A 19,162-nucleotide genomic window follows, 5' to 3' on the forward strand; every position below is an offset into this window, starting at 1 on the left:
GCATATTGCATTTACGTAGCACAGTTTTTACAATTGCGGCTATACTATGCATTAACACCCTCTTGTAATTAAGGAAAACTCTGTGCACATTATGCGACGTGAGGCGATTAATGCAGCGCCTTTAGGTGGAAAACACACCGACATTATTGACAAAGTTTTGCGTAATCGGGGTATTCAATCTCAAAGCGAGTTGAGTGTGCAAGGTAAACACCTGCTGCATTACAATAAATTAAAAGATATTGAAAAAGCAGCTAATTTACTGGCTGATGCCGTGGTTAATCATCAACAAGTGTTCATTGTTGGTGACTTTGATGCTGATGGCGCTACGAGCACAGCGCTGTGTATCCTAGCATTTCGCAAAATGGGCCTGTTGAACGTCCAGTACATAGTGCCCAATCGTTTCGACTACGGCTACGGATTAAGCCCGCCGGTGGTTGATTTAGCTTATCAAGCGGGCGCTAAGGTGCTGGTGACAGTCGACAACGGCATCTCAAGTATTGAAGGGGTAAAGCATGCAAAGTCACTTGGCATGACGGTGGTGGTAACCGATCACCATCTACCCTCAGACGTGTTGCCCATTGCCGATGCTATTGTAAATCCTAATCAAACCTTGTGTGAATTTGAATCGAAAAACCTCGCGGGTGTTGGCGTTGCATTTTATGTGATGTCAGCCACTAAAAATGTGCTGGTAGAGCGTGGGTATTTTACACAACAGCAAATACCAGTCCCAAACATGGCCAATTTTCTTGATATAGTGGCGGTTGGCACCGTTGCCGATGTGGTTGTGCTAGATAAAAACAACCGTATTTTGGTCCATCAAGGCATTCAGCGTATAAGAAGCGGCAAAACAAGGCCTGGCATACTGGCCTTGTTGAACATAAGCGGGCGTGATTATAGTAAGTGCTGTACCACCGATATTGGTTTCGTTATTGGTCCCCGCTTAAATGCTGCCGGGCGCTTAGAAGATATGTCACATGGTATAGAATGCCTGCTGTGTGAATGCATAAATGAAGCAGCCACTCTAGCTTTGGCGCTTGACGCCTTAAATCAGTCGCGCAGAGAAATAGAGCAGTCGATGAAAGATAAAGCCGAGTTGGCCTTGGCAACACTTTCTCTTGATGCCAAAAATATGCCCGCTGCACTGGTGCTCTATAACGAAGATTATCACCAAGGCGTAGTAGGTATTGTGGCTGGAAGAATGAAGGAGCGTTACTACCGGCCCACTATTGTATTTGCCAACGACAATGAGCACACATTAAAGGGCTCGGCGCGATCTATTCAAGGTGTGCATATTCGCGATGTATTAGCCAGAGTTGACTCATTGCAGCCTGCGCTTATACATAAGTTTGGCGGTCACGCCATGGCTGCTGGTCTGTCGATAGCCAAAGTTGACTTGCCGTTGTTTCAAACCGTATTAATACAAGTCGTGAGTAACCTTACGCAAAACCTTCCTAAAGAAGCTATCATATACTCCGACGGCGAGCTGAGTGAGCAGCAGCTCACCTTAGAAAACGCACATGAACTTAAGTATTCAATGCCTTGGGGTCAAGGTTTTGAGGAGCCTCAATTTGACGGTGTCTTTACTCTGGTTAATCAACGTATTGTAGGTAAAAATCATTTAAAAATGACCTTAGCGCAAAATCAAGTTTACATAGATGCTATCGCGTTTAATGTAGATATCCAAGCATGGCCAAATCATAAAGTGAACGAAGTGAAAATGGCCTACAAACTAGATATAAACGAATTTAGAGGCCAAACCACCCTGCAGCTGATGGTAAGTGACTTAGTGGCCGTAGAATAACTAAGATGCATAATCGTCAACTCCTAAGTGGCTATGTACTGCATAAGCGTCCTTATCGAGAAACCAGCCTGCTGGTGGATTTTTTTTCATTAGAATACGGGCGTGTTAGCGCAGTAGCCAAGGGCGCTAGGGGCAATTCAAAATCAGATCGTAAGAGCTTATTACAGCCATTTCAAAAACTAGAATTTGAACTAATAGGCCGTTCTCAGCTAAAAAATTTAGGCCGCGTTGAGGCTTTACAAGGCGCGGTTAAGGTAAGGCAAAGTGGACTCTACTGCGGTTTTTATATCAACGAAATTTTGAGTCGAGCGCTTCAGCAAGAAGAGCCTGTAGAGGAAGTGTTTACTCACTATGAAAAAACCTTAGACCTTATTGCCAACGTTGATAATAATGCACTTGGTGAGTTTGAACCGATTTTAAGAGAGTTTGAATTTACCTTGTTATTAGCGCTAGGGTATTTACCTGACTTTTCTGTTGATGCACAAAGCGGTGCAGATATAAATGAAAACGCATTGTATAGCTTTAATCCTCAAATCGGTTTTAGCCCTTGTGGTGAAGATCAGAAACGCGCTATTAAAGGTGAATATATTCGTGCAATTGCCAACGGTAACTATGGCGATAAAAGTCAACCGCATATAAAGCAGATAGCAAAATTTATTTGCCGAACCGCACTCGTCGAGGTGATTGGTCCTAAGCCTATTAAAAGTCGGGAACTGTTTAGGTGAAGAGCTTTACATTATTGTGGTAATCATCCGCGCCCTGTGCTTTGTTTGGGCATCCTAAAGCTGATATAATTTACGTTCATCAAGTAACACAAGTACTCGCCACATTACTATTAGGAATATTCGTTTATGAATCCAATTTTGTTAGGTGTCAATATAGACCACATTGCTACACTGCGAAATGCTCGCGGTACCGATTATCCAAACCCTGTGCACGCCGCTGATATTGCCGAACGAGCAGGCGCCGACGGCATTACTATACATCTACGCGAAGACCGCAGGCACATTGTCGATAAAGACGTATACACTTTAAAAGAAACGCTCAACACGCGCATGAACTTAGAAATGGCATTGACCAAAGAAATGTTAGCGATTGCGGCAAAAGTGCAGCCCGAGTTTTGTTGTTTGGTGCCTGAAAAACGGGAAGAACTGACCACTGAAGGTGGGCTTGATGTGGCGGGTAATTTATCCAAAATGAAAGATGCTTGTCAGCAACTAAGTGAACAAGGCACACTAGCTTCTTTATTTATTGATGCTGATCAAGCGCAAATTGAGGCAGCATTTGAAGCCGGTGCGCCCTATATTGAAATTCACACGGGGCAGTACTCTGACGCAAAAACAGAAAATGAAGCTAGTCACGAACTCGCCAAGCTTATTCAAGGCATACAGTATGCAGATCGCTTGGGGTTAAAAGTAAACGCAGGGCATGGTCTGCATTATCATAACGTGCAGGCAATTGCCGCCATTCCTGAACTTGTTGAGCTTAATATTGGACACGCTATCATCGCTAGGGCGGCATTTGATGGTTTAGGCAAAGCGGTGGCAGACATGCGCAACATAATGCTCCAAGCACGCTTACAGGCGACTCAAACGATGCTGTTACAAACATCGTTGCATCGAAGCGGATAGGCCGCGCAGCGATGTTATTTGGCATTGGCACCGATATTGTTGAAATTGCGCGTATCCAAAAAGCTTTGAATGCGACTCAGCGTTTTGCGTTGCGGATACTAACTGAAGCTGAGATGACCCAGTATAGTGCAAGCAAATATCCTGAGCGCTATCTAGCCAAAAAGTTTGCCGCCAAAGAAGCGCTCGTTAAGGCGATGGGAGTGGGGATTGGCAACGGATACAGTTGGCAAATGATACAGATAGAACACAATGATATGGGCAAACCTTTTTTTGTCTTCAACGGCGCGATAGAGACGTTTATGGCTGCGCAAAACATTGTGAACTGCCAGTTGTCTATTTCAGACGAACAGCATTATGCAACGGCTATGGTAGTGCTGGAAGCCTCAGCAGAATAATGGTTTACGTGAGCAATAATGTAATTTTAACGTGATTTTTAACCGAAATTGTAAGCTCACAATCTGCACTAACAGAGGATACAGTCATGGCGACTTTTTTTACGCCCACACCCAAAAAGTCTAAAAGTCAGCGAAAAAATACAGTATTTGAGCTTACTATTGATGCTCACGATCACGCTGGTAATGGCCTTTGTTTATCATCAAGCCCCATTACCATTGTGTCTGACGCGCTAATTGGCGAGCGTTGCTTAGTATGGTTTAGCAAGCAAACTAAAAAGGTTAATTTTGCTGAGATCTCAAAAGTAGTAGAGCCTAGCCGCCTAAGGACACTTCCCTTTTGTGAATACTATGAGCACTGCGGTGGTTGTAGTTTGCAGCATACAAACGCGAAGCACGGCTTAGCGTTGAAGCAAAAGGCCTTAAAAGACTACATTACTAAACAACTAAAGCTAGCAAGAACATTTAGCAACAGCACCGCGTGGGAAACGCCCGTTCTGTCGGAAATAGACTATAACGAGAACCCAGTTAATACACGCTACAGAAGACGCGTTCGCTTGGCGCTTGACGCGCGCTATAAAGACAACATTAAAATAGGCTTTAGGGCGCGGCGCTCAGACGCTATCGTTGATATTCCAAAGTGCGCCATAGCCAGCAGCATTATTAATGACTGTTTACCGCCGCTGCGACAGGCTTTGGTTCGCCTTCCTAGCATTCATAAAATAGGCCATATTGTGATTACCGAGGGAGAGACAGCACTGCAGGTAGCTTTATTTACTAGCCGCGACTTATGCAAAAAGAGCTACGCGAAATTATCGGCGCTAGCGCAAATGCTCACTATTGACATTGTGGTTAAATCCAAAGGCAACGACGATATTTGTATACACGTTAATAATGCAAGCGGCGAAATATCTGATAAGGCGCAAAAGCGTTTTTCAAACAGCGCTGTTGTTATTGAGGACATGCCTGGCGTTAAGCTTGGCATAGAAAGTGCGCATTTTTTGCAAATAAACAAGACGGTGAATCAAGGCCTGATTAAAAAAGTAAAGACTTGGCTTGCACCAGAAAAAAAACACACTTTGTACGATTTTTATTGCGGTAGCGGTAATTTTGCGCTTTGCCTCGCAAAATACGTAAACTCGGTGCAAGGTTTTGAAGGCGTTGCAGCAATGGTAAAGGTGGCGACGCTAAATGCAAGCGTTATGGCCGTCGATAATTGTCACTTTTCTTTAATGGACTTGTCTGCACTGCCCGATTTGGAAAAATTGAGTTTTGCTGAAAACGCAATAGCGATCCTTGATCCATCGCGCGAGGGAGCGCTTGAGCTTTGTCAGTTTTTAGCCAGCAAAGGCATTGAGAAAATAGTCTATGTGTCATGTAATCCAAACAGTTTTGCAAGAGATGCTCAATATTTACTGCCCTATTATGAATTAAGCAAAATAGCCACCTTAGACATGTTTCCTTTTACAAAGCATATAGAAGTAATGGCTTTGTTTACGCTACACAAGTAGATTGTGCGCACAAGTTGTTAATATAATTTGCAATTTAGTGCACAAATTTGTGTATAATTAATATCAAGATGAAAATAGAAATACATTAGGTAAAAGTGTGTTTTTACTAAGCGTCAAGGAAAGGTATGGTTTCGATTCGCAGTGTACATCAGTCCCAACGCCCAGAATTTGAAGTGTGGCTAAATGACCTCACCCTACCGTCAAAAACAAAGGACAAACTGCGCACTATTTTCGACGAGCCCGAACAGTTGCTAATGGGTCAAGAAATGGTCGAAATTCTGCAGCAGTTGCACATGGATGATGAAACCTTACAAACCGCACTGGTGTATCCTTACTGTGAAACAAACGCCCTAAACAGAGAAGAAATGCTTGAACGTTTTGGCGAGGGCATTACGAATTTGGTTGAAAGCGTGCGTAAAATGGAGGCCATCAATAGTCTGCAGTCTAAACGCCAGCAGTCTGACGCGGTTCAGGTTGATAAACTCAGAAGTATGCTGCTAACCATGGTTGAGGACGTGCGCGCCGTGGTCATTAAGATGGCTGAGCGCATTTGCACCCTACATAAAATAAAAAAAGAAGATGAGGAAACCCGCGTTTTGGTGGCTAAAGAGTGCGCAACTATCTATGCGCCATTGGCAAACAGGTTAGGTATTGGACAGCTTAAATGGGAACTTGAAGACTTATCCTTTCGGTATTTACACCCGCAAACTTATAAACGCACAGCCGCCATGCTGCAGGAAAAAAGGCTAGACAGGGAGCAGTACATAGAAGATTTTGTGGCTGACTTGCAGGCAATGTTAGATAAAGAGAATATTAAGGCAGAAGTGATAGGCCGGCCCAAGCATATTTATAGCATTCATAAGAAAATGCAAAATAAGCAGTTAGACTTTGATGAATTATTTGACATACGCGCTTTACGAATTATTGCCTCAAGACTTCAAGACTGTTATGCGGCCTTAGGTACAGTGCATGCAAAGTTTAAACATATTCCCAAAGAATTTGACGACTACATCGCTACCCCCAAATCCAATGGCTACCAGAGTATTCATACTGTAGTGATAGGACCACAAGGCAAGTCGATTGAAATTCAAATTAGAACAAAGCAAATGGATGACGACGCCGAGCTTGGTGTGGCAGCGCACTGGCGCTATAAAGAAGGCAGTTCGGGCAAGTCAGCCAGCGGTGATGATAGGGTAAGCTGGCTGCGTAAAATTTTACAGTGGCAAGATGAGCTGGCCGAATCGGGCAACTTGGTGGAAGAGCTGCGCAGCCAAGTGTTTGATGACCGCGTGTATGTATTCACCCCTAAAGGAGATGTAATTGATTTACCGCTTGGCTCAACGCCGCTAGATTTCGCCTATTATATTCATAGCAACGTGGGGCACCGCTGTATAGGCGCGAAAATAAGAGGGCGGATAGTGCCGTTTACCTACACCCTACAAAGTGGCGATCAGGTAGAGGTGTTAACAGGCAAGTCACTCTCTCCTAGTCGTGACTGGATGCATCCAGGGCTAGGCTATGTGCATTCAGGACGCGCACGTGCGACAATTCATTCGTATTTTAAGCAGCAAGACAAAGCAAAGCATATTGAGGCTGGTAAAGAGCTTCTAGAGCGTGAGCTACATAAAGTTAATGTGCTGGTAAAGCATGCCGCTGACGCTTGTAAAAAGTTTAATGTAAAGTCTCCTGAAGATTTATATGCATTGGTGGGTTCGGGAGACTTGCGGGTGATGACACTAGTTAATTATCTCGCACAAAAATTTGCACCGCCAAAGCCTGAAGCGCAAACCCCCGTCATTAAAACCCGCAAGGCAAAAGTGCGCAAAGGCCAAGAGCCAATCATTGCAGAGGGCGTTGGCAATTTAATGAGTCAAATGGCGAAATGCTGCCAACCTGTAGCGGGTGAAGCAATCTTAGGCTACATTACACAAGGTAAAGGGGTAAGTGTTCACAAGGAAGGCTGCGGGCAGTTGCAAAATCTGCTCAATCAGCATCCTGAGCGCGAAATTGAAGTGTCGTGGTTAGTTCAGCATCAAATCAGTTTTCAAACTGAGCTTGATATTTACTGTGACGATCGAAGCGGAATATTGCGCGATATAACCACCGTATTGGCAAACGAAAAAGTTAGCTTGTTAGGGGTCAACAGCATCAGCAATAAGCTTCGAGGTAGTGCTCATATAAAACTAAGCATTGAAGTAGCAGATGCCGACAACCTGATGAGAACGACAGGAAAGCTGCGCCAAATTAACGATGTAAGTGATGTGGTTCGTCCGTAAATCTAAAGCTAAAAGAAGGTTAAGTTTTACTAATTAGCAATTAAGGCTTCGCTTTTGCTACTAACTCTGTATAATTCGCGACCTGCCCAGCAGTGCCCGCCTTTGGGAAGGCGGATGATTAACCGGTTCGAAGGGGCCAACAGGTTGATAACGTTATTTTTTTAAATTTTTTTGGGTGAAATTAAATGAAAACTTTTGTTGCAAAGCCAGAAAGCGTAGAGCGCGACTGGTATGTGGTAGACGCCGCAAACAAAACGTTAGGTCGCTTAGCGACTGAAATCGCAACTAGATTGCGTGGTAAACACAAGCCAGAGTATACTCCTCACGTAGATACTGGTGACTACATTGTTGTTGTTAACGCTGAGAAAATTACTGTTACTGGTAATAAAGCGAAAGGCAAAGTCTATTATACTCATACAGGGTATGTTGGTGGACTTAAAGAAACAACATTTGAAAAACTTCTCGCTAAAAACCCAGAGCAGGTTATTGAGCGTGCAGTTAAAGGTATGTTGCCGAAAGGACCACTAGGGCGAGCTATGTTCCGTAAACTGAAAGTTTTCGTCGGACCAGAGCACACGCATCAAGCACAACAGCCACAAACTTTGGATTTATAAGGAGCGCACCATGGCAGATACTCAATATTACGGTACAGGTCGTCGCAAGAGCTCAACAGCTCGTGTTTTCCTTCGTCCGGGTAACGGCACCATCACCATCAATCAACGTCCAATTGACGTTTTCTTTGGTCGTGAAACAGCACGCATGATTGTAAAGCAACCATTAGAATTAGTAGAGATGCTTGAGAAATTCGATTTGTATGTAACCGTTTCAGGCGGCGGCATTTCAGGTCAGGCAGGCGCCATACGTCACGGTATTACCCGTGCACTTATGGAGTATGATGAGACACTTCGTCCAGCACTTCGTAAAGCGGGCTTCGTAACACGCGATGCGCGTACTGTAGAGCGTAAGAAAGTGGGTTTACATAAAGCGCGCAAGCGTCCTCAGTTCTCAAAACGTTAATCGTTTTACAACGTATTGTTCAAAAACCCGGCTTGCCGGGTTTTTTTGGTTATTATTGCAGTATTGGATTTATTCTTGCTAATTACGACCAAGGTTGAATAGTCATTATTTCGCATGTGTGCAAAATACTTGACTCAAAACAAATATAAACGTGCCTTTTGTGAAGTAAATCCTTGTGTTTACTAAGCGTTTTTTTTACCATATGCCATCAAAATTTGTTAGACATTTATCAATCGTTGCATAAGCTCAAGCTTTACGCACTATGAGCGATAACCTAAAGATAAGCAAGAGTAGGTTGAAAGACCTTTTCCAACACCCGGAGAACAGTTGATGAGTGAAGTATCAGTAGATGCTAATAAATCGGCACCAAATGACAATCCTAGCGCACGAAGCGCCGAGCCCGAATCTGACAACCCAAGACGTAAATTTCTTACTATTGCTACGTCCGTCATCGGTGCTGTAGGCGTTGCTGGAATAGCCGTACCGTTTTTATCCTATTGGCAGCCCAGTGACCGTGCAAAAGCGGCTGGTGCAGACGTTGAAGTAGATATAAGCGGTATACAGGTTGGCCAACTGATCCGCGTAATGTGGCGCAGTAAGCCTGTTTGGATTGTACGACGTTCACCCGAGTTAATAGCATCACTTGCCGCTGTGGAAAGCGAACTGCGCGATCCTAATTCAGAAGTTGAGCAACAGCCCGCTTATGCACAAAATCAGTACCGTTCTATTAAAGAAGAGTATTTGGTGTTGGTGGGCATATGTACTCATTTGGGTTGTTCGCCACAGCATTTGACCGACGGAGATTTCGCTGAGCATGCAGAAGGCGTTAGCGAAGGTTTTTTCTGTCCGTGTCACGGGTCTAAATTTGATATGGCTGGTAGGGTCTTTCAAGGCGTACCAGCGCCGTATAACCTAGTAGTTCCGCCTTATATGTTTGTTGACGACAATAATATTATAATTGGTTCTGATGAGGGAGCCGTATAATGACAACGTTATTAGCTTGGATTGAAGCACGTATTCCAATGATGCGCACTGCAAATGTGCATGCTATTCAGTACCCTGCGCCACGGAATATGAACTTTTGGTATGTGTTTGGCTTTTTAGCCACCATAATATTGGTGAACCAAATTATAACCGGTATTTGGTTAACGATGAATTATGAACCGTCTGCACAACGTGCCTTTGCGTCGGTTGAGTATATTATGCGCGAGGTCAACTACGGGTGGCTTATTCGCTACATGCATAGTACAGGTGCTACTGCTTTTTTTGTGGTGATATACTTGCATATGTTTCGCGGCATGATTTATGGTTCATATCAAAAGCCCCGGGAGTTACTCTGGGTATTTGGCATGCTAATTTATTTAGCCCTTATGGCAGAAGCGTTTATGGGTTATGTACTGCCATGGGGACAAATGTCGTATTGGGGTGCACAGGTCATCGTATCCTTGTTCAGCGCCATCCCCGTTATTGGGGGTCCGCTTGTAGAGTGGATTCAGGGCGACTACGTCATATCAGGGGCGACTTTGAATCGCTTCTTTGCGCTTCATGTTATTGCATTACCGCTTGTAATTGTTATTTTGGTGTTTTTACATATCATAGCGCTACATGAAGTGGGTTCAAACAACCCAGACGGCGTGGATGTAAAACACCCCAAAGGTAGCCTGCCTGAAAGCGAAAAAACATCCTATAAAATTCATGAGCATTTTACTAATAGATATGACTATGCGGACGACGTGGTGCCATTCTTCCCACATATAGTGCTTAAAGACTTAGTTGCGTTTAGTATTTTCTTATTTATTTTTTGCTACATTATGTTTTTTGCGCCAGAACTTGGTGGAAAGGCACTTGAGCATCCTAACTTTGAAATTGCCAACCCGCTTAAGACGCCGGAACATATTTTCCCTGTATGGTATTTCACACCTTTCTACGCTATTTTGCAGGCAGTACCGCATAAATTATCGGGTGTACTAACAATGTTTGGCGCTATTGCGGTGTTGTTTGTTTTACCATGGCTTGACCGTGCTAATGTGCGCTCATGGCGCTACAGAAGCGGGCTACATACCGCTAATCTGCTTGTCTTTGCAGCTGTATTTATATTCTTGGGATATCTAGGCGGCACTCCTCAAGAACCTTGGAAGCTTATCGCGGCGCGTATAGCGACTATTATGTACTTCATGTTCTTTGTAATGTTATTTTTATATTCAAAACACGAGACAACTAAACCGGTACCCAAAAGGATCCCAAGATGAAAAGATGGATAGCATTACTGATATTGCTGCCTGGCTTGGCTGTAGCTGCGGGTTCTAAGGTTGCTTTGCAAGACCCTAATATCGATTTGACCGACAAAGCGTCTTTGCAGCGAGGTGCGCAAACTTTTATGAATTATTGTTTGGGTTGTCACCAAATGCAATACCAACGCTATCAGCGTATGTTCAATGATTTAGGCATTCCTGAAGACCTAGGGCAAAAGTATCTTCAATTTACCGGTGAGAGCGTATCCGATTATATGACCAATACCATGCCCGCAGAAGATTCTGCACAATGGTTTGGTGCGCCGCCGCCCGATTTAACATTAGTGGCGCGAGTGCGTGGCCCAGAGTGGTTGTATACTTATTTCAAGACATTTTATGTCGATGAAAGCAAGATATTTGGTGTTAACAATCTTGTGTTTCCAAATGTGGGTATGCCGCACGTCTTAGAACCCCTACAGGGCACACCTCGTTTAGCCTATGAAGAAAAAATGGTGGACGGTGAGTTAGTCATGCGTCCAGCAGGTCTGACTAACGATGGCAATGGGCGCTTGAGTGAAGATGAGTACAATGACACAATCCGCGACTTAGTTAACTTCCTCGAATACACCGGTGAGCCAACGCGTTTGAAGTCAGAGTCGATTGGTCGTGGTGTATTGATTTTCATTGTTATATTCTTTGTTTTCGCTCTGCTGTTGAAGAAAGAGTACTGGCGAAATGTCAAGTAATAGAGTATAGTTCCGCGGCTTTTTTCAAAAAGGGCTCTATGAATGATTAGTGCCCTTTTTTGTGCTTTAAATTATTATAACAATTCCTATTGCTCACCTTATGTGGCAATAAGGCTCGGAGGTTTTAATGGCTGTGGCCACTAGCAAACGTTCTATCATGACCATGTTTTCAGACAATATCGATATATACTCACATCAGGTGCGTATTGTCCTTGCTGAGAAGGGTGTTGGTGTTGAGATTATTTTTACAGATCCAAGTCAAATTAACGAAGAGTTACTTGAACTTAACCCCTACGGAACAGTACCTACACTTGTAGATCGTGAACTAGTTTTGTACAAGTCACATATTATCATGGAATATCTTGATGAGCGTTTCCCGCACCCACCGCTTATGCCTGTTTATCCGGTGTCACGTGGAAAAAGTCGCTTAATGATGCATAGAATTGAGCAAGATTGGTATTCATTAGCAGCTAAAGTGTTTCGTAAAGAAGATGGTGCCGCAGAAGCTAGAAAAGAACTTAGAGAAGCAATACTAAGTCTTGCTCCTATTTTTGCTGAAACAGATTATTTTATGAGCGAAGAATTTAGCCTAGTAGATTGCTATTTAGCTCCGCTGCTTTGGCGTTTACCCGCCCTAAACATAGAGCTCGATGGCCAAGGCAGCCGACAAGTTGTCGCTTATATGAAGCGCATTTTCGAACGTGGTTCATTTAAAGCATCATTGACTGATCAAGAACGCGAGATACATAATCCTCTTTAATACCTTAGAGCCTTGCTGCTGTTATATTTACAGCAGCGTTTTCCCCTTAAGACTGAGTGACGCCTCGTGCAAGAGATGACCCCTAATCAACCTTATTTATTACGCGCCTTTTACGATTGGATAATTGACAATGGTCTCACGCCCTACATGGTGGTCGACATAAACTTTCCACATGTCCAAGTACCCACTCAGTTCGTAAACGACGGTCAAATTGTTTTAAATGTTTCTCCTAGCGCGTGTGTTGGTTTTAAGATGGATGCAGAGTGGGTAGAATTTCAAGCTCGTTTTTCTGGCAAGCCCATGACGGTATCCTTTCCGTGCTGTGCTGTAGGCGCTATATACGCTAAAGAGAATGGCGCAGGAAGTGTGTTTACGGTGCCTGAGACCGATCCACCACAGCAGCCGAAAAAGAATGAGCCTGACAAGCCGACGAAGAAACCTGGCTTGCGAATAGTCAAATAGCGCCTAGTCTATAAGCTCCATTACTCTAATAACTTTAGTCACTCCATCTACATTTCTTACTAGCTCAACGGTAGCAGTGGCTTCTTGCTTGGTAAGCTGGCCCATTATAAATACTTCGCTATCTTCCACTATTAAATCCATTTTGAGCATAGGCACTCTGCTGTCAGTGCTCATTACGGTGCGAATTTTAGTGCTTAGCCAAACGTCGTTAATGGTAGACCCTGCCGGAATAGGTGCGCCCAGCCTTATTTGATTGTGTATTTTAGACACTTGGTTAACTGTCTGTGTCACCCTAGTGACTTCAGATATAAGTACTTGAGATACAGCCTGGCCTGTTAATAAAACTTGGCTATTGTAAACGTGCACGCTGATGTCGGCATCTTTTTCAAGGTTAGGTATTTTGTTGATTGCCGTATTTATACGTGCGGTCATTGTTTTGTCATCAATCTGGGTGCCTAGAGTACGTCTGTCAGAATTACTTACCGCTGCCGTTCCTGCGGCTCCCACCGCTACTGCTGACACACATCCTGATAACTGGCTTACACCGACCCCTAAAATTACGGTCAAAGCGATCTTTTTATACATTTGATTAGTCTCCACTGTCGATTGGGAAAAGCGCACTGTCGATGGATTCACATAAGCTGTGAATGACCAAAAGATGCACTTCTTGAATGCGAGCAGTGCGAGAGGACGGAACTCGAATTTCGACGTCATTTTCACTTATAAACCCTGTCATTTCTCCGCCGTCTTTGCCTGTTAGTGCCACTATTGTCATATCGCGCGTAAGCGCTGCCTGCATTGCATTAATGACGTTAGCTGAATTACCGCTGGTAGAGATAGCCAGCAAAATATCACCGGCTTGCCCTAATGCTTTAACCTGTTTTGAAAAAACTTCATCAACAGAAGAATCGTTCGCTATTGAGGTAATGGTTGAGCTGTCTGTAGTGAGCGCAATTGCCGGTAAAGAGGGTCTATTGCGTTCATACCGATTAAGCAGCGAAGATGAAAAGTGCTGCGCTTGAGCAGCTGAACCACCGTTTCCGCAAGACAAAATTTTGTTGCCGTTAATGAGTGCTTCAATCATCATTTGTGCTGCTTTTTGTATTGGCTCAGGAAGTGCTTCAGCCGCGGCTATCTTGGTTTGAATGCTTTGTGTGAAGCTTTTCTTGATATTGTCTAACATTTTGCAAAATGCTCCTATGCGCATAGTTTGTGCGCGCAAATACTTTATTATTATATGGCGCATCGATGAACAGCCTAGCATCAACAGACTTAGGCAGATGACCGGTATTATACGCTATCTAACCATGTAAGTTTCGTATCATCAATGGCTATTACATCTATACGCAAACTGGTATGGTGAATGTTCAAATTACGCTGCTGCAAGAAGCACATAATAGCTTTATTCATTTTACTCCTTTTTGAAGCGGTGAAGTACTCCGCAGCATGCCCGCGAATGCTACTGCCGCGATATTTGACTTCAACAAACACCCATTGTTGCATATCTTTAAAAATTAAATCGATTTCACCTTGAGGCACGCGAAAGTTTTGCATAATAAACCTAAGCCCTTGAGATTCTAGGTAATGCTTAGCCTTGCTTTCTGCTACTTGGCCAGCTCTTTTACCCTGATCATGTTTAGTGTCACTTTGCATATTCACTCACTCTAGTGCGATAGGCCTTAGCAATATCTAAGGGCTATCGCAAACATGGCCTATTGAGAGCCTAGCTCATTGATGGACAGCCAAGTAAGTTCGCGTGTTAATTGCTGAGAACTGTTTATTGACAAATCTCCGCTTAAGCCTTTAATTGCAAGATGTTCAAAGGTACTAAGTTGAGCTAAGTTGCCAACGACTGAAAGCGCGTCATAACCAAAGGCAAAAAGCCGTAAAAATGTACTGGGTGGTTTATTGAACAAGGCATCTATTGAGGCTGAAAGGGGGTCGCCACGCTGTATTGATAATAGCCACGGCATGTCTACAAAAATCAAGTTACGCAGGTCGCGCTGACTATTTTTACTTTGCTTGTGGTCGTAGCCGTAAGAAGCAGCAAATACCGGAATTTGTTCATTGGTAAATAGGCTAATACTGCTCTCTATAATAGGATTTATAAGCTCTAAATCATTTGGACGAGCGAATACTACAAATGCGTCTACGTCTCTTCTGTTTCTAGTAACGCTGTGTACACGTTCTTGATGCAAGTTGGAAAGTTGCTTAATGCGCCTTTGACTTTGCAATACGTCAAGCGCTGAGGTAATACCTACCCGCATACTGTTATTGTCTGTATAACTAATTTGTTGTAGTGCTTGTACTTGGCCGTTTTTACTTAACTCGCCAGTTGCCTTCCAAGCCGCAATGAAGGCATTGTTCATGCGTTTAGCTGTTGCAGAACCGTCGTCTATGACCACAGGGTTGCGTATAGTACGTGTGCGCATTAGCGCCACGATCTGCTGTGCTTCTTCTTCAGGTGAGAGTGAAAACGCCGCCAAAAGACCTTCCCCGTCTTTTGTGCGTGGCTGGGTTTGGTTAAGCACTAGCTGTCGTTGGGGAACTAAATTAAGCGCATTAATTTCGTCGATATGGCTGCGTAAGAGCGGACCAATAATGGTGTCGTAGGGCACTAAAGACTCTGCAGTAATATCAGTATTTAAAGTGTTTAGTGAACCCGTATCGATAAATTCAATTGTGGATTGAATCACACGTTTACTTTTCTTAGCAGAGGCTAATTTGTGATAGTAAGCACTCAGTATTCCCTGCTGTATGGCTTCTCCTTGTGCCGATAAACGCCCGCTTAACGGCAACAATACTGCTATGTTCTGGTTTTGGCGATGCTCGATGCTTAAATACTGTTGTATTTGTGTTGGTAAATTACTTACTATCATCAAGTTCGTACGAGTAGATAACCATTGTTTTATCGACGCTTGACGAGCGTTATCGTCTAGGCTGGCATCTTCTACAATGTTGAGAAACACAATATATTCGCTAAGCGTTGGATATGTTGCCGCAAGTTGCGCTCGCGCGTCTTGGTCAAGCAATGAAAACCATTCCCACGCTTTATTGTAAAAATGGGTCCGAAGCTTAGGGTGATCCACTAAATTATCGATAATATTTGCATTTAAAAGTTGATGCAAGGCGCTTGCGTATTGCTTATTTTGCGCAAGCAGACGAGCAGAAGCAATTTGCGCTCTAGTGGCAAAGTCTATAGTGTTTAAAGATGCGCTAAGGGGCACCTTTGCGCTATTTATGCCATTTTCGTTTACTGTTTCTAACCATTTAATGACAAGGCTAAGTAAAGGCTGTTTATTAATTGAATCGCTTGTGTTACCAATCGAGTCTAGGGCGCATTCTGCTTTCAATAAATTACTTATAGCCACGTGCTGGGAATTATTAAGACTACCCTGTGTGTGCTTAATAACAATACTAACTGCGCGACAGTCATCCGCGCTTTTGTAATTATTCGCTAATATAAGCAAGGATAAATTGCGCTCATTTATATCTTTGCTGTTTGCGTAACGCGCCTCAATATTTTCCAAAGCTTTTTGTTCTTGTCCGCTCATATCAGTGTCAAAGGGCGGCTTTTTTTCAGGCTCAGATATTGGCTTTTGGTTTGGTGCAACACCGCAGCCAATTAAGAAAAACGAAATGCTGCAAGTGACAAAAAGTGTGCGTAAGTTCACGAGTATCCCAAAGATAATAAAGGTTGACTTCGCTAGTCTACTTGGCTTAATAAAAATATCTAGCTGAATTCATGCAAACTGTACTTAAGTTTGTGTAAACTAGGCGTATTAGTTTTTTTATTTATAAGTGAAGAACGTGACTGGTATTTTGTATATTGTGCCTACGCCTATTGGCAACCTTGGTGATATGTCTAACCGGGCTATCGATATTTTGAATGAAGTCGACCTAATTGCCGCGGAAGATACGCGCCATTCTGGCCATTTACTGCAACATTTTTTGATTAAAACGCGTTCAATTAGCTTACACGATCATAACGAGGATCAGCGCACTCAACTATTAGTCAAAAAACTGCAAGCGGGAGAAAAAATAGCGCTTATTAGTGACGCTGGCACACCACTTATTAGCGATCCAGGCTACACCTTAGTTAGTACGTGTCGCTCCCTTGACATAAACGTAATAGCTTTACCTGGACCTTGCGCGCTTATTACCGCGCTAAGTGCCTCAGGCTTGCCGACCGACCGCTTTATGTACTTAGGGTTTTTGCCCGTTAAACAAAAAGCCAAAGCGCAGTCGCTCAAGTTTGCTAGTCTTGCGCACATGACCTGCATCTTTTATGAAGCACCACGTCGGGTTAAAGACACCATAGAAGTATGTGCACAAGTGCTGCCTGATAATCATCAAATTGTGCTTGCAAAAGAGCTGAGTAAACGTTTTGAAAGGTATATAAGTGGCAATGCAAAGGATGTTCTAGCGTGGTTAAACCAAGAGGATGCGCATCAAAAAGGAGAGTTTGTGCTAATGATTTATTGTAAAGCGATAGCGCAAGAAGAGCTTCCCGTGCAGGCAAAAGATCTTATGCACCAGCTCATAGCCTTGCTGCCGCCTAAATCGGCGGCAGCGGTGGTTAGCGAGCATTATAAATTGAACAAAAAATCGCTTTACCAATATGCACTTTCTTTGAAAAACATGCAGACATAAAGCAGGCTTTGTGTGCTTAAACACTATCAAATAAGTCTTGCACACGCTGCCTAAGCTCTTCAATTTTAGTAATGTCGGCAGGTGCTATAAAAATAGTGTCATCGCCTGCAATGGTGCCCAATACGCCATCGGTATGGCTCAATGAATCGAGTAAACGTGCGATTAACTGAGCGGCCCCAGGGCTGGTGCGAATAATCACCATTACGTTGTTATGCACAATATCTAACACTAGCTGCTTTAACGGGCTTTTTGCGGTGGGCATGCCCAGTTCAGGCGGCAGACAATAAACCATATCACCACGCGCATCTCGAGTTCGCACTGCGCCGAACTTGCTTAACATTCGCGACACTTTTGACTGACTAATATTATCAAAACCCAGTTTTTTTAGGGCCAGTACAATCTCGCCTTGTGATCCATAGCTCTCAGTTTTTAAAATTTCGCGGAAGGCTTTTATCAGTACATCTTGTTTACTGGTGCTCATAGGCAATAACATAGCTCGACATGTAGAATGCGTATATCTTGCAATAAGCCCACTATATAAGCAATTTTTGCGGTAAAAATGTTTATTTTGATATTTGATACCATAGTATCATTGAGCTTTGTGAGCATTTCGGCTAATCTTCGCGTTCTTTTTATCAACCTAGTTAACTGGAGATATCTCTATGAAAGTAGCCGTATTAGGCGCCGCAGGTGGAATTGGTCAGGCCTTGTCACTATTGTTAAAAATACAATTGCCTGCAGGCTCTGAATTATCATTATATGATGTTGCGCCGGTAGTTCCCGGTGTTGCAGTGGATTTAAGCCATATACCCACCGACGTCAAAGTAACTGGATTTGGTAAAGATGATCTAGCGACAGCATTAACAGGCTGCGACATTGTGCTGATCCCTGCAGGCGTTCCTAGAAAGCCAGGCATGGATCGTTCTGATCTGTTCAACATCAATGCAGGGATAGTTAAAAATCTAATAGAAGCCTGTGCAGACAACTGCCCAGATGCATGTATAGGCGTTATTACTAACCCTGTTAACACCACGGTAGCTATTGCCGCTGAAACGCTAAAAGCAAAGGGTGTTTACAACAAGAACAAGCTGTTTGGTATTACTACGCTTGATGTTATTCGTTCAGAAACCTTCATCGCAGAGCTTAAAGGCAAAAGTACCTCCGATGTGCATGTGCCGGTTATTGGCGGTCACTCTGGTACCACTATTTTACCTTTATTGTCTCAGGTTAAAGGCATTACCTTTACCGATGAAGAAGTAGCTAGCCTAACGCCGCGTATTCAAAACGCGGGTACTGAAGTGGTAACGGCTAAAGCCGGTGGTGGCTCAGCTACCTTATCTATGGGTCAGGCTGCAGCGCGCTTTTGTTTGTCACTCGTGGCGGCCATGCAGGGTAAGGACGTTATAGAATATACATATGTACAGGTAGACGGTTCTGAAGATGCGGCCTTTTTCGCGCATCCTGTTCGTTTAGGTAAGCACGGCGTTGAAGAAATTTTACCCTACGGTGAATTAAGCGCCTTTGAACAAAAAGCCAAAGAAGAAATGCTTGATGGACTCCGCAACGACATTAAAATGGGCGTTGATTACGTTAATAGCTAAATGCTTAAATGTTCTTAGTGCGAAAGTCTGCGCTACTTAGGTAGCGCTTACACCACAAAAAAAACAGCCTTGTGTGTCATC

General features: G+C 43.5%; 20 protein-coding genes. 15 read left to right on the plus strand and 5 right to left on the minus strand.

The genetic code is table 11. The features are described from left to right. Positions 1-91: 91 nt before the first annotated feature. The 13 genes from recJ (at position 92) to BAE46_RS12140 (ending at position 12,827) form a co-directional block, all read left to right on the plus strand. The gene (recJ, locus tag BAE46_RS12080) at positions 92-1,801 is read left to right on the plus strand and encodes a single-stranded-DNA-specific exonuclease RecJ (RefSeq protein WP_070113019.1); all 1,710 of its coding nucleotides are present in this window, start codon (positions 92-94) and stop codon (positions 1,799-1,801) included. A 5-nt stretch (positions 1,802-1,806) separates the two neighbouring features. Beyond that, the gene (gene recO / locus BAE46_RS12085) at positions 1,807-2,526 is read left to right on the plus strand and encodes a DNA repair protein RecO (protein ID WP_006006305.1); all 720 of its coding nucleotides are present in this window, start codon (positions 1,807-1,809) and stop codon (positions 2,524-2,526) included. A 126-nt stretch (positions 2,527-2,652) separates the two neighbouring features. Further along, positions 2,653-3,432 carry a pyridoxine 5'-phosphate synthase gene (gene pdxJ / locus BAE46_RS12090; RefSeq protein WP_070112978.1) on the plus strand — a complete coding sequence of 260 codons (780 nt, stop codon included), beginning with the start codon at positions 2,653-2,655 and terminating at the stop codon, positions 3,430-3,432. Positions 3,433-3,443: 11 nt separating this feature from the next. Next, the gene (gene acpS, locus BAE46_RS12095) at positions 3,444-3,827 is read left to right on the plus strand and encodes a holo-ACP synthase (RefSeq protein ID WP_006006301.1); all 384 of its coding nucleotides are present in this window, start codon (positions 3,444-3,446) and stop codon (positions 3,825-3,827) included. Positions 3,828-3,913: 86 nt separating this feature from the next. Further along, complete coding sequence (gene rlmD, locus BAE46_RS12100; RefSeq protein WP_070112980.1) at positions 3,914-5,335, plus strand: 23S rRNA (uracil(1939)-C(5))-methyltransferase RlmD; 1,422 nt, start codon at positions 3,914-3,916, stop codon at positions 5,333-5,335. A gap of 125 nt (positions 5,336-5,460) precedes the next feature. Then, the gene (relA, locus tag BAE46_RS12105; RefSeq protein ID WP_070112982.1) at positions 5,461-7,611 is read left to right on the plus strand and encodes a GTP diphosphokinase; all 2,151 of its coding nucleotides are present in this window, start codon (positions 5,461-5,463) and stop codon (positions 7,609-7,611) included. 185 nt (positions 7,612-7,796) lie between these two features. Beyond that, positions 7,797-8,225 carry a 50S ribosomal protein L13 gene (rplM, locus tag BAE46_RS12110; RefSeq protein WP_006006294.1) on the plus strand — a complete coding sequence of 143 codons (429 nt, stop codon included), beginning with the start codon at positions 7,797-7,799 and terminating at the stop codon, positions 8,223-8,225. A gap of 10 nt (positions 8,226-8,235) precedes the next feature. Continuing rightward, the gene (gene rpsI / locus BAE46_RS12115; RefSeq protein WP_006006292.1) at positions 8,236-8,628 is read left to right on the plus strand and encodes a 30S ribosomal protein S9; all 393 of its coding nucleotides are present in this window, start codon (positions 8,236-8,238) and stop codon (positions 8,626-8,628) included. A 330-nt stretch (positions 8,629-8,958) separates the two neighbouring features. After that, on the plus strand, positions 8,959-9,612 hold the full coding sequence (gene petA / locus BAE46_RS12120; protein ID WP_006006289.1) for a ubiquinol-cytochrome c reductase iron-sulfur subunit: 654 nt from the start codon (positions 8,959-8,961) through the stop codon (positions 9,610-9,612). Next, entirely contained in the window at positions 9,612-10,877 is a 1,266-nt protein-coding gene (locus tag BAE46_RS12125) for a cytochrome b (RefSeq protein WP_006006287.1), read from the plus strand. Before petA ends, BAE46_RS12125 begins: the two co-directional genes overlap by 1 nt. Continuing rightward, positions 10,874-11,605, plus strand: coding sequence for a cytochrome c1 (locus tag BAE46_RS12130; RefSeq protein ID WP_006006285.1), 732 nt, complete (start codon positions 10,874-10,876; stop codon positions 11,603-11,605). The genes BAE46_RS12125 and BAE46_RS12130 overlap by 4 nt, the downstream gene beginning before the upstream one ends. Before the next feature lie 127 nt (positions 11,606-11,732). Next, complete coding sequence (gene sspA, locus BAE46_RS12135; RefSeq protein WP_006006282.1) at positions 11,733-12,365, plus strand: stringent starvation protein SspA; 633 nt, start codon at positions 11,733-11,735, stop codon at positions 12,363-12,365. A gap of 75 nt (positions 12,366-12,440) precedes the next feature. Continuing rightward, the gene (locus BAE46_RS12140) at positions 12,441-12,827 is read left to right on the plus strand and encodes a ClpXP protease specificity-enhancing factor (protein WP_040520922.1); all 387 of its coding nucleotides are present in this window, start codon (positions 12,441-12,443) and stop codon (positions 12,825-12,827) included. Between the two features lie 3 nt (positions 12,828-12,830). Here BAE46_RS12140 and BAE46_RS12145 read toward each other — a convergent pair whose 3' ends face one another. From BAE46_RS12145 to BAE46_RS12160, 4 genes are all read right to left on the minus strand, one after another. Further along, entirely contained in the window at positions 12,831-13,412 is a 582-nt protein-coding gene (locus BAE46_RS12145; protein ID WP_006006279.1) for a BON domain-containing protein, read from the minus strand. A gap of 4 nt (positions 13,413-13,416) precedes the next feature. Beyond that, on the minus strand, positions 13,417-14,010 hold the full coding sequence (locus tag BAE46_RS12150; protein ID WP_040520925.1) for a phosphoheptose isomerase: 594 nt from the start codon (positions 14,008-14,010) through the stop codon (positions 13,417-13,419). A 107-nt stretch (positions 14,011-14,117) separates the two neighbouring features. After that, entirely contained in the window at positions 14,118-14,480 is a 363-nt protein-coding gene (locus BAE46_RS12155) for a YraN family protein (protein WP_006006275.1), read from the minus strand. A 59-nt stretch (positions 14,481-14,539) separates the two neighbouring features. Beyond that, positions 14,540-16,501: a penicillin-binding protein activator gene (locus BAE46_RS12160; RefSeq protein WP_070112984.1), complete on the minus strand. Its 1,962-nt coding sequence runs from the start codon at positions 16,499-16,501 to the stop codon at positions 14,540-14,542. A gap of 136 nt (positions 16,502-16,637) precedes the next feature. Here BAE46_RS12160 and rsmI point away from each other — a divergent pair, with 136 nt between their 5' ends. Further along, a complete protein-coding gene (gene rsmI / locus BAE46_RS12165; protein ID WP_006006272.1) occupies positions 16,638-17,480 on the plus strand; it encodes a 16S rRNA (cytidine(1402)-2'-O)-methyltransferase in 843 nt (280 codons plus the stop codon). A gap of 16 nt (positions 17,481-17,496) precedes the next feature. On the opposite strand, the gene argR is transcribed toward rsmI, so the two are convergent. Then, positions 17,497-17,961 carry a transcriptional regulator ArgR gene (argR, locus tag BAE46_RS12170; protein ID WP_040520921.1) on the minus strand — a complete coding sequence of 155 codons (465 nt, stop codon included), beginning with the start codon at positions 17,959-17,961 and terminating at the stop codon, positions 17,497-17,499. A 181-nt stretch (positions 17,962-18,142) separates the two neighbouring features. Here argR and mdh point away from each other — a divergent pair, with 181 nt between their 5' ends. Further along, on the plus strand, positions 18,143-19,081 hold the full coding sequence (gene mdh / locus BAE46_RS12175) for a malate dehydrogenase (protein WP_070112986.1): 939 nt from the start codon (positions 18,143-18,145) through the stop codon (positions 19,079-19,081). Positions 19,082-19,162 lie beyond the last annotated feature (81 nt).

It is taken from the genome of Glaciecola punicea (genome assembly GCF_001756615.1).
Lineage (GTDB): Bacteria > Pseudomonadota > Gammaproteobacteria > Enterobacterales > Alteromonadaceae > Glaciecola > Glaciecola punicea.

Bases quoted from the DNA above. Each gene is read 5' to 3' on its own strand.
- recJ (WP_070113019.1), top strand. From the start codon at position 92: ATGCGACGTGAGGCGATTAATGCAGCGCCTTTAGGTGGAAAACACACC.
- recO (WP_006006305.1), top strand. From the start codon at position 1,807: ATGCATAATCGTCAACTCCTAAGTGGCTATGTACTGCATAAGCGTCCT.
- pdxJ (WP_070112978.1), top strand. From the start codon at position 2,653: ATGAATCCAATTTTGTTAGGTGTCAATATAGACCACATTGCTACACTG.
- acpS (WP_006006301.1), top strand. From the start codon at position 3,444: ATGTTATTTGGCATTGGCACCGATATTGTTGAAATTGCGCGTATCCAA.
- rlmD (WP_070112980.1), top strand. From the start codon at position 3,914: ATGGCGACTTTTTTTACGCCCACACCCAAAAAGTCTAAAAGTCAGCGA.
- relA (WP_070112982.1), top strand. From the start codon at position 5,461: ATGGTTTCGATTCGCAGTGTACATCAGTCCCAACGCCCAGAATTTGAA.
- rplM (WP_006006294.1), top strand. From the start codon at position 7,797: ATGAAAACTTTTGTTGCAAAGCCAGAAAGCGTAGAGCGCGACTGGTAT.
- rpsI (WP_006006292.1), top strand. From the start codon at position 8,236: ATGGCAGATACTCAATATTACGGTACAGGTCGTCGCAAGAGCTCAACA.
- petA (WP_006006289.1), top strand. From the start codon at position 8,959: ATGAGTGAAGTATCAGTAGATGCTAATAAATCGGCACCAAATGACAAT.
- BAE46_RS12125 (WP_006006287.1), top strand. From the start codon at position 9,612: ATGACAACGTTATTAGCTTGGATTGAAGCACGTATTCCAATGATGCGC.
- BAE46_RS12130 (WP_006006285.1), top strand. From the start codon at position 10,874: ATGAAAAGATGGATAGCATTACTGATATTGCTGCCTGGCTTGGCTGTA.
- sspA (WP_006006282.1), top strand. From the start codon at position 11,733: ATGGCTGTGGCCACTAGCAAACGTTCTATCATGACCATGTTTTCAGAC.
- BAE46_RS12140 (WP_040520922.1), top strand. From the start codon at position 12,441: ATGACCCCTAATCAACCTTATTTATTACGCGCCTTTTACGATTGGATA.
- BAE46_RS12145 (WP_006006279.1), bottom strand. From the start codon at position 13,412: ATGTATAAAAAGATCGCTTTGACCGTAATTTTAGGGGTCGGTGTAAGC.
- BAE46_RS12150 (WP_040520925.1), bottom strand. From the start codon at position 14,010: ATGTTAGACAATATCAAGAAAAGCTTCACACAAAGCATTCAAACCAAG.
- BAE46_RS12155 (WP_006006275.1), bottom strand. From the start codon at position 14,480: ATGCAAAGTGACACTAAACATGATCAGGGTAAAAGAGCTGGCCAAGTA.
- argR (WP_040520921.1), bottom strand. From the start codon at position 17,961: ATGAGCACCAGTAAACAAGATGTACTGATAAAAGCCTTCCGCGAAATT.
- mdh (WP_070112986.1), top strand. From the start codon at position 18,143: ATGAAAGTAGCCGTATTAGGCGCCGCAGGTGGAATTGGTCAGGCCTTG.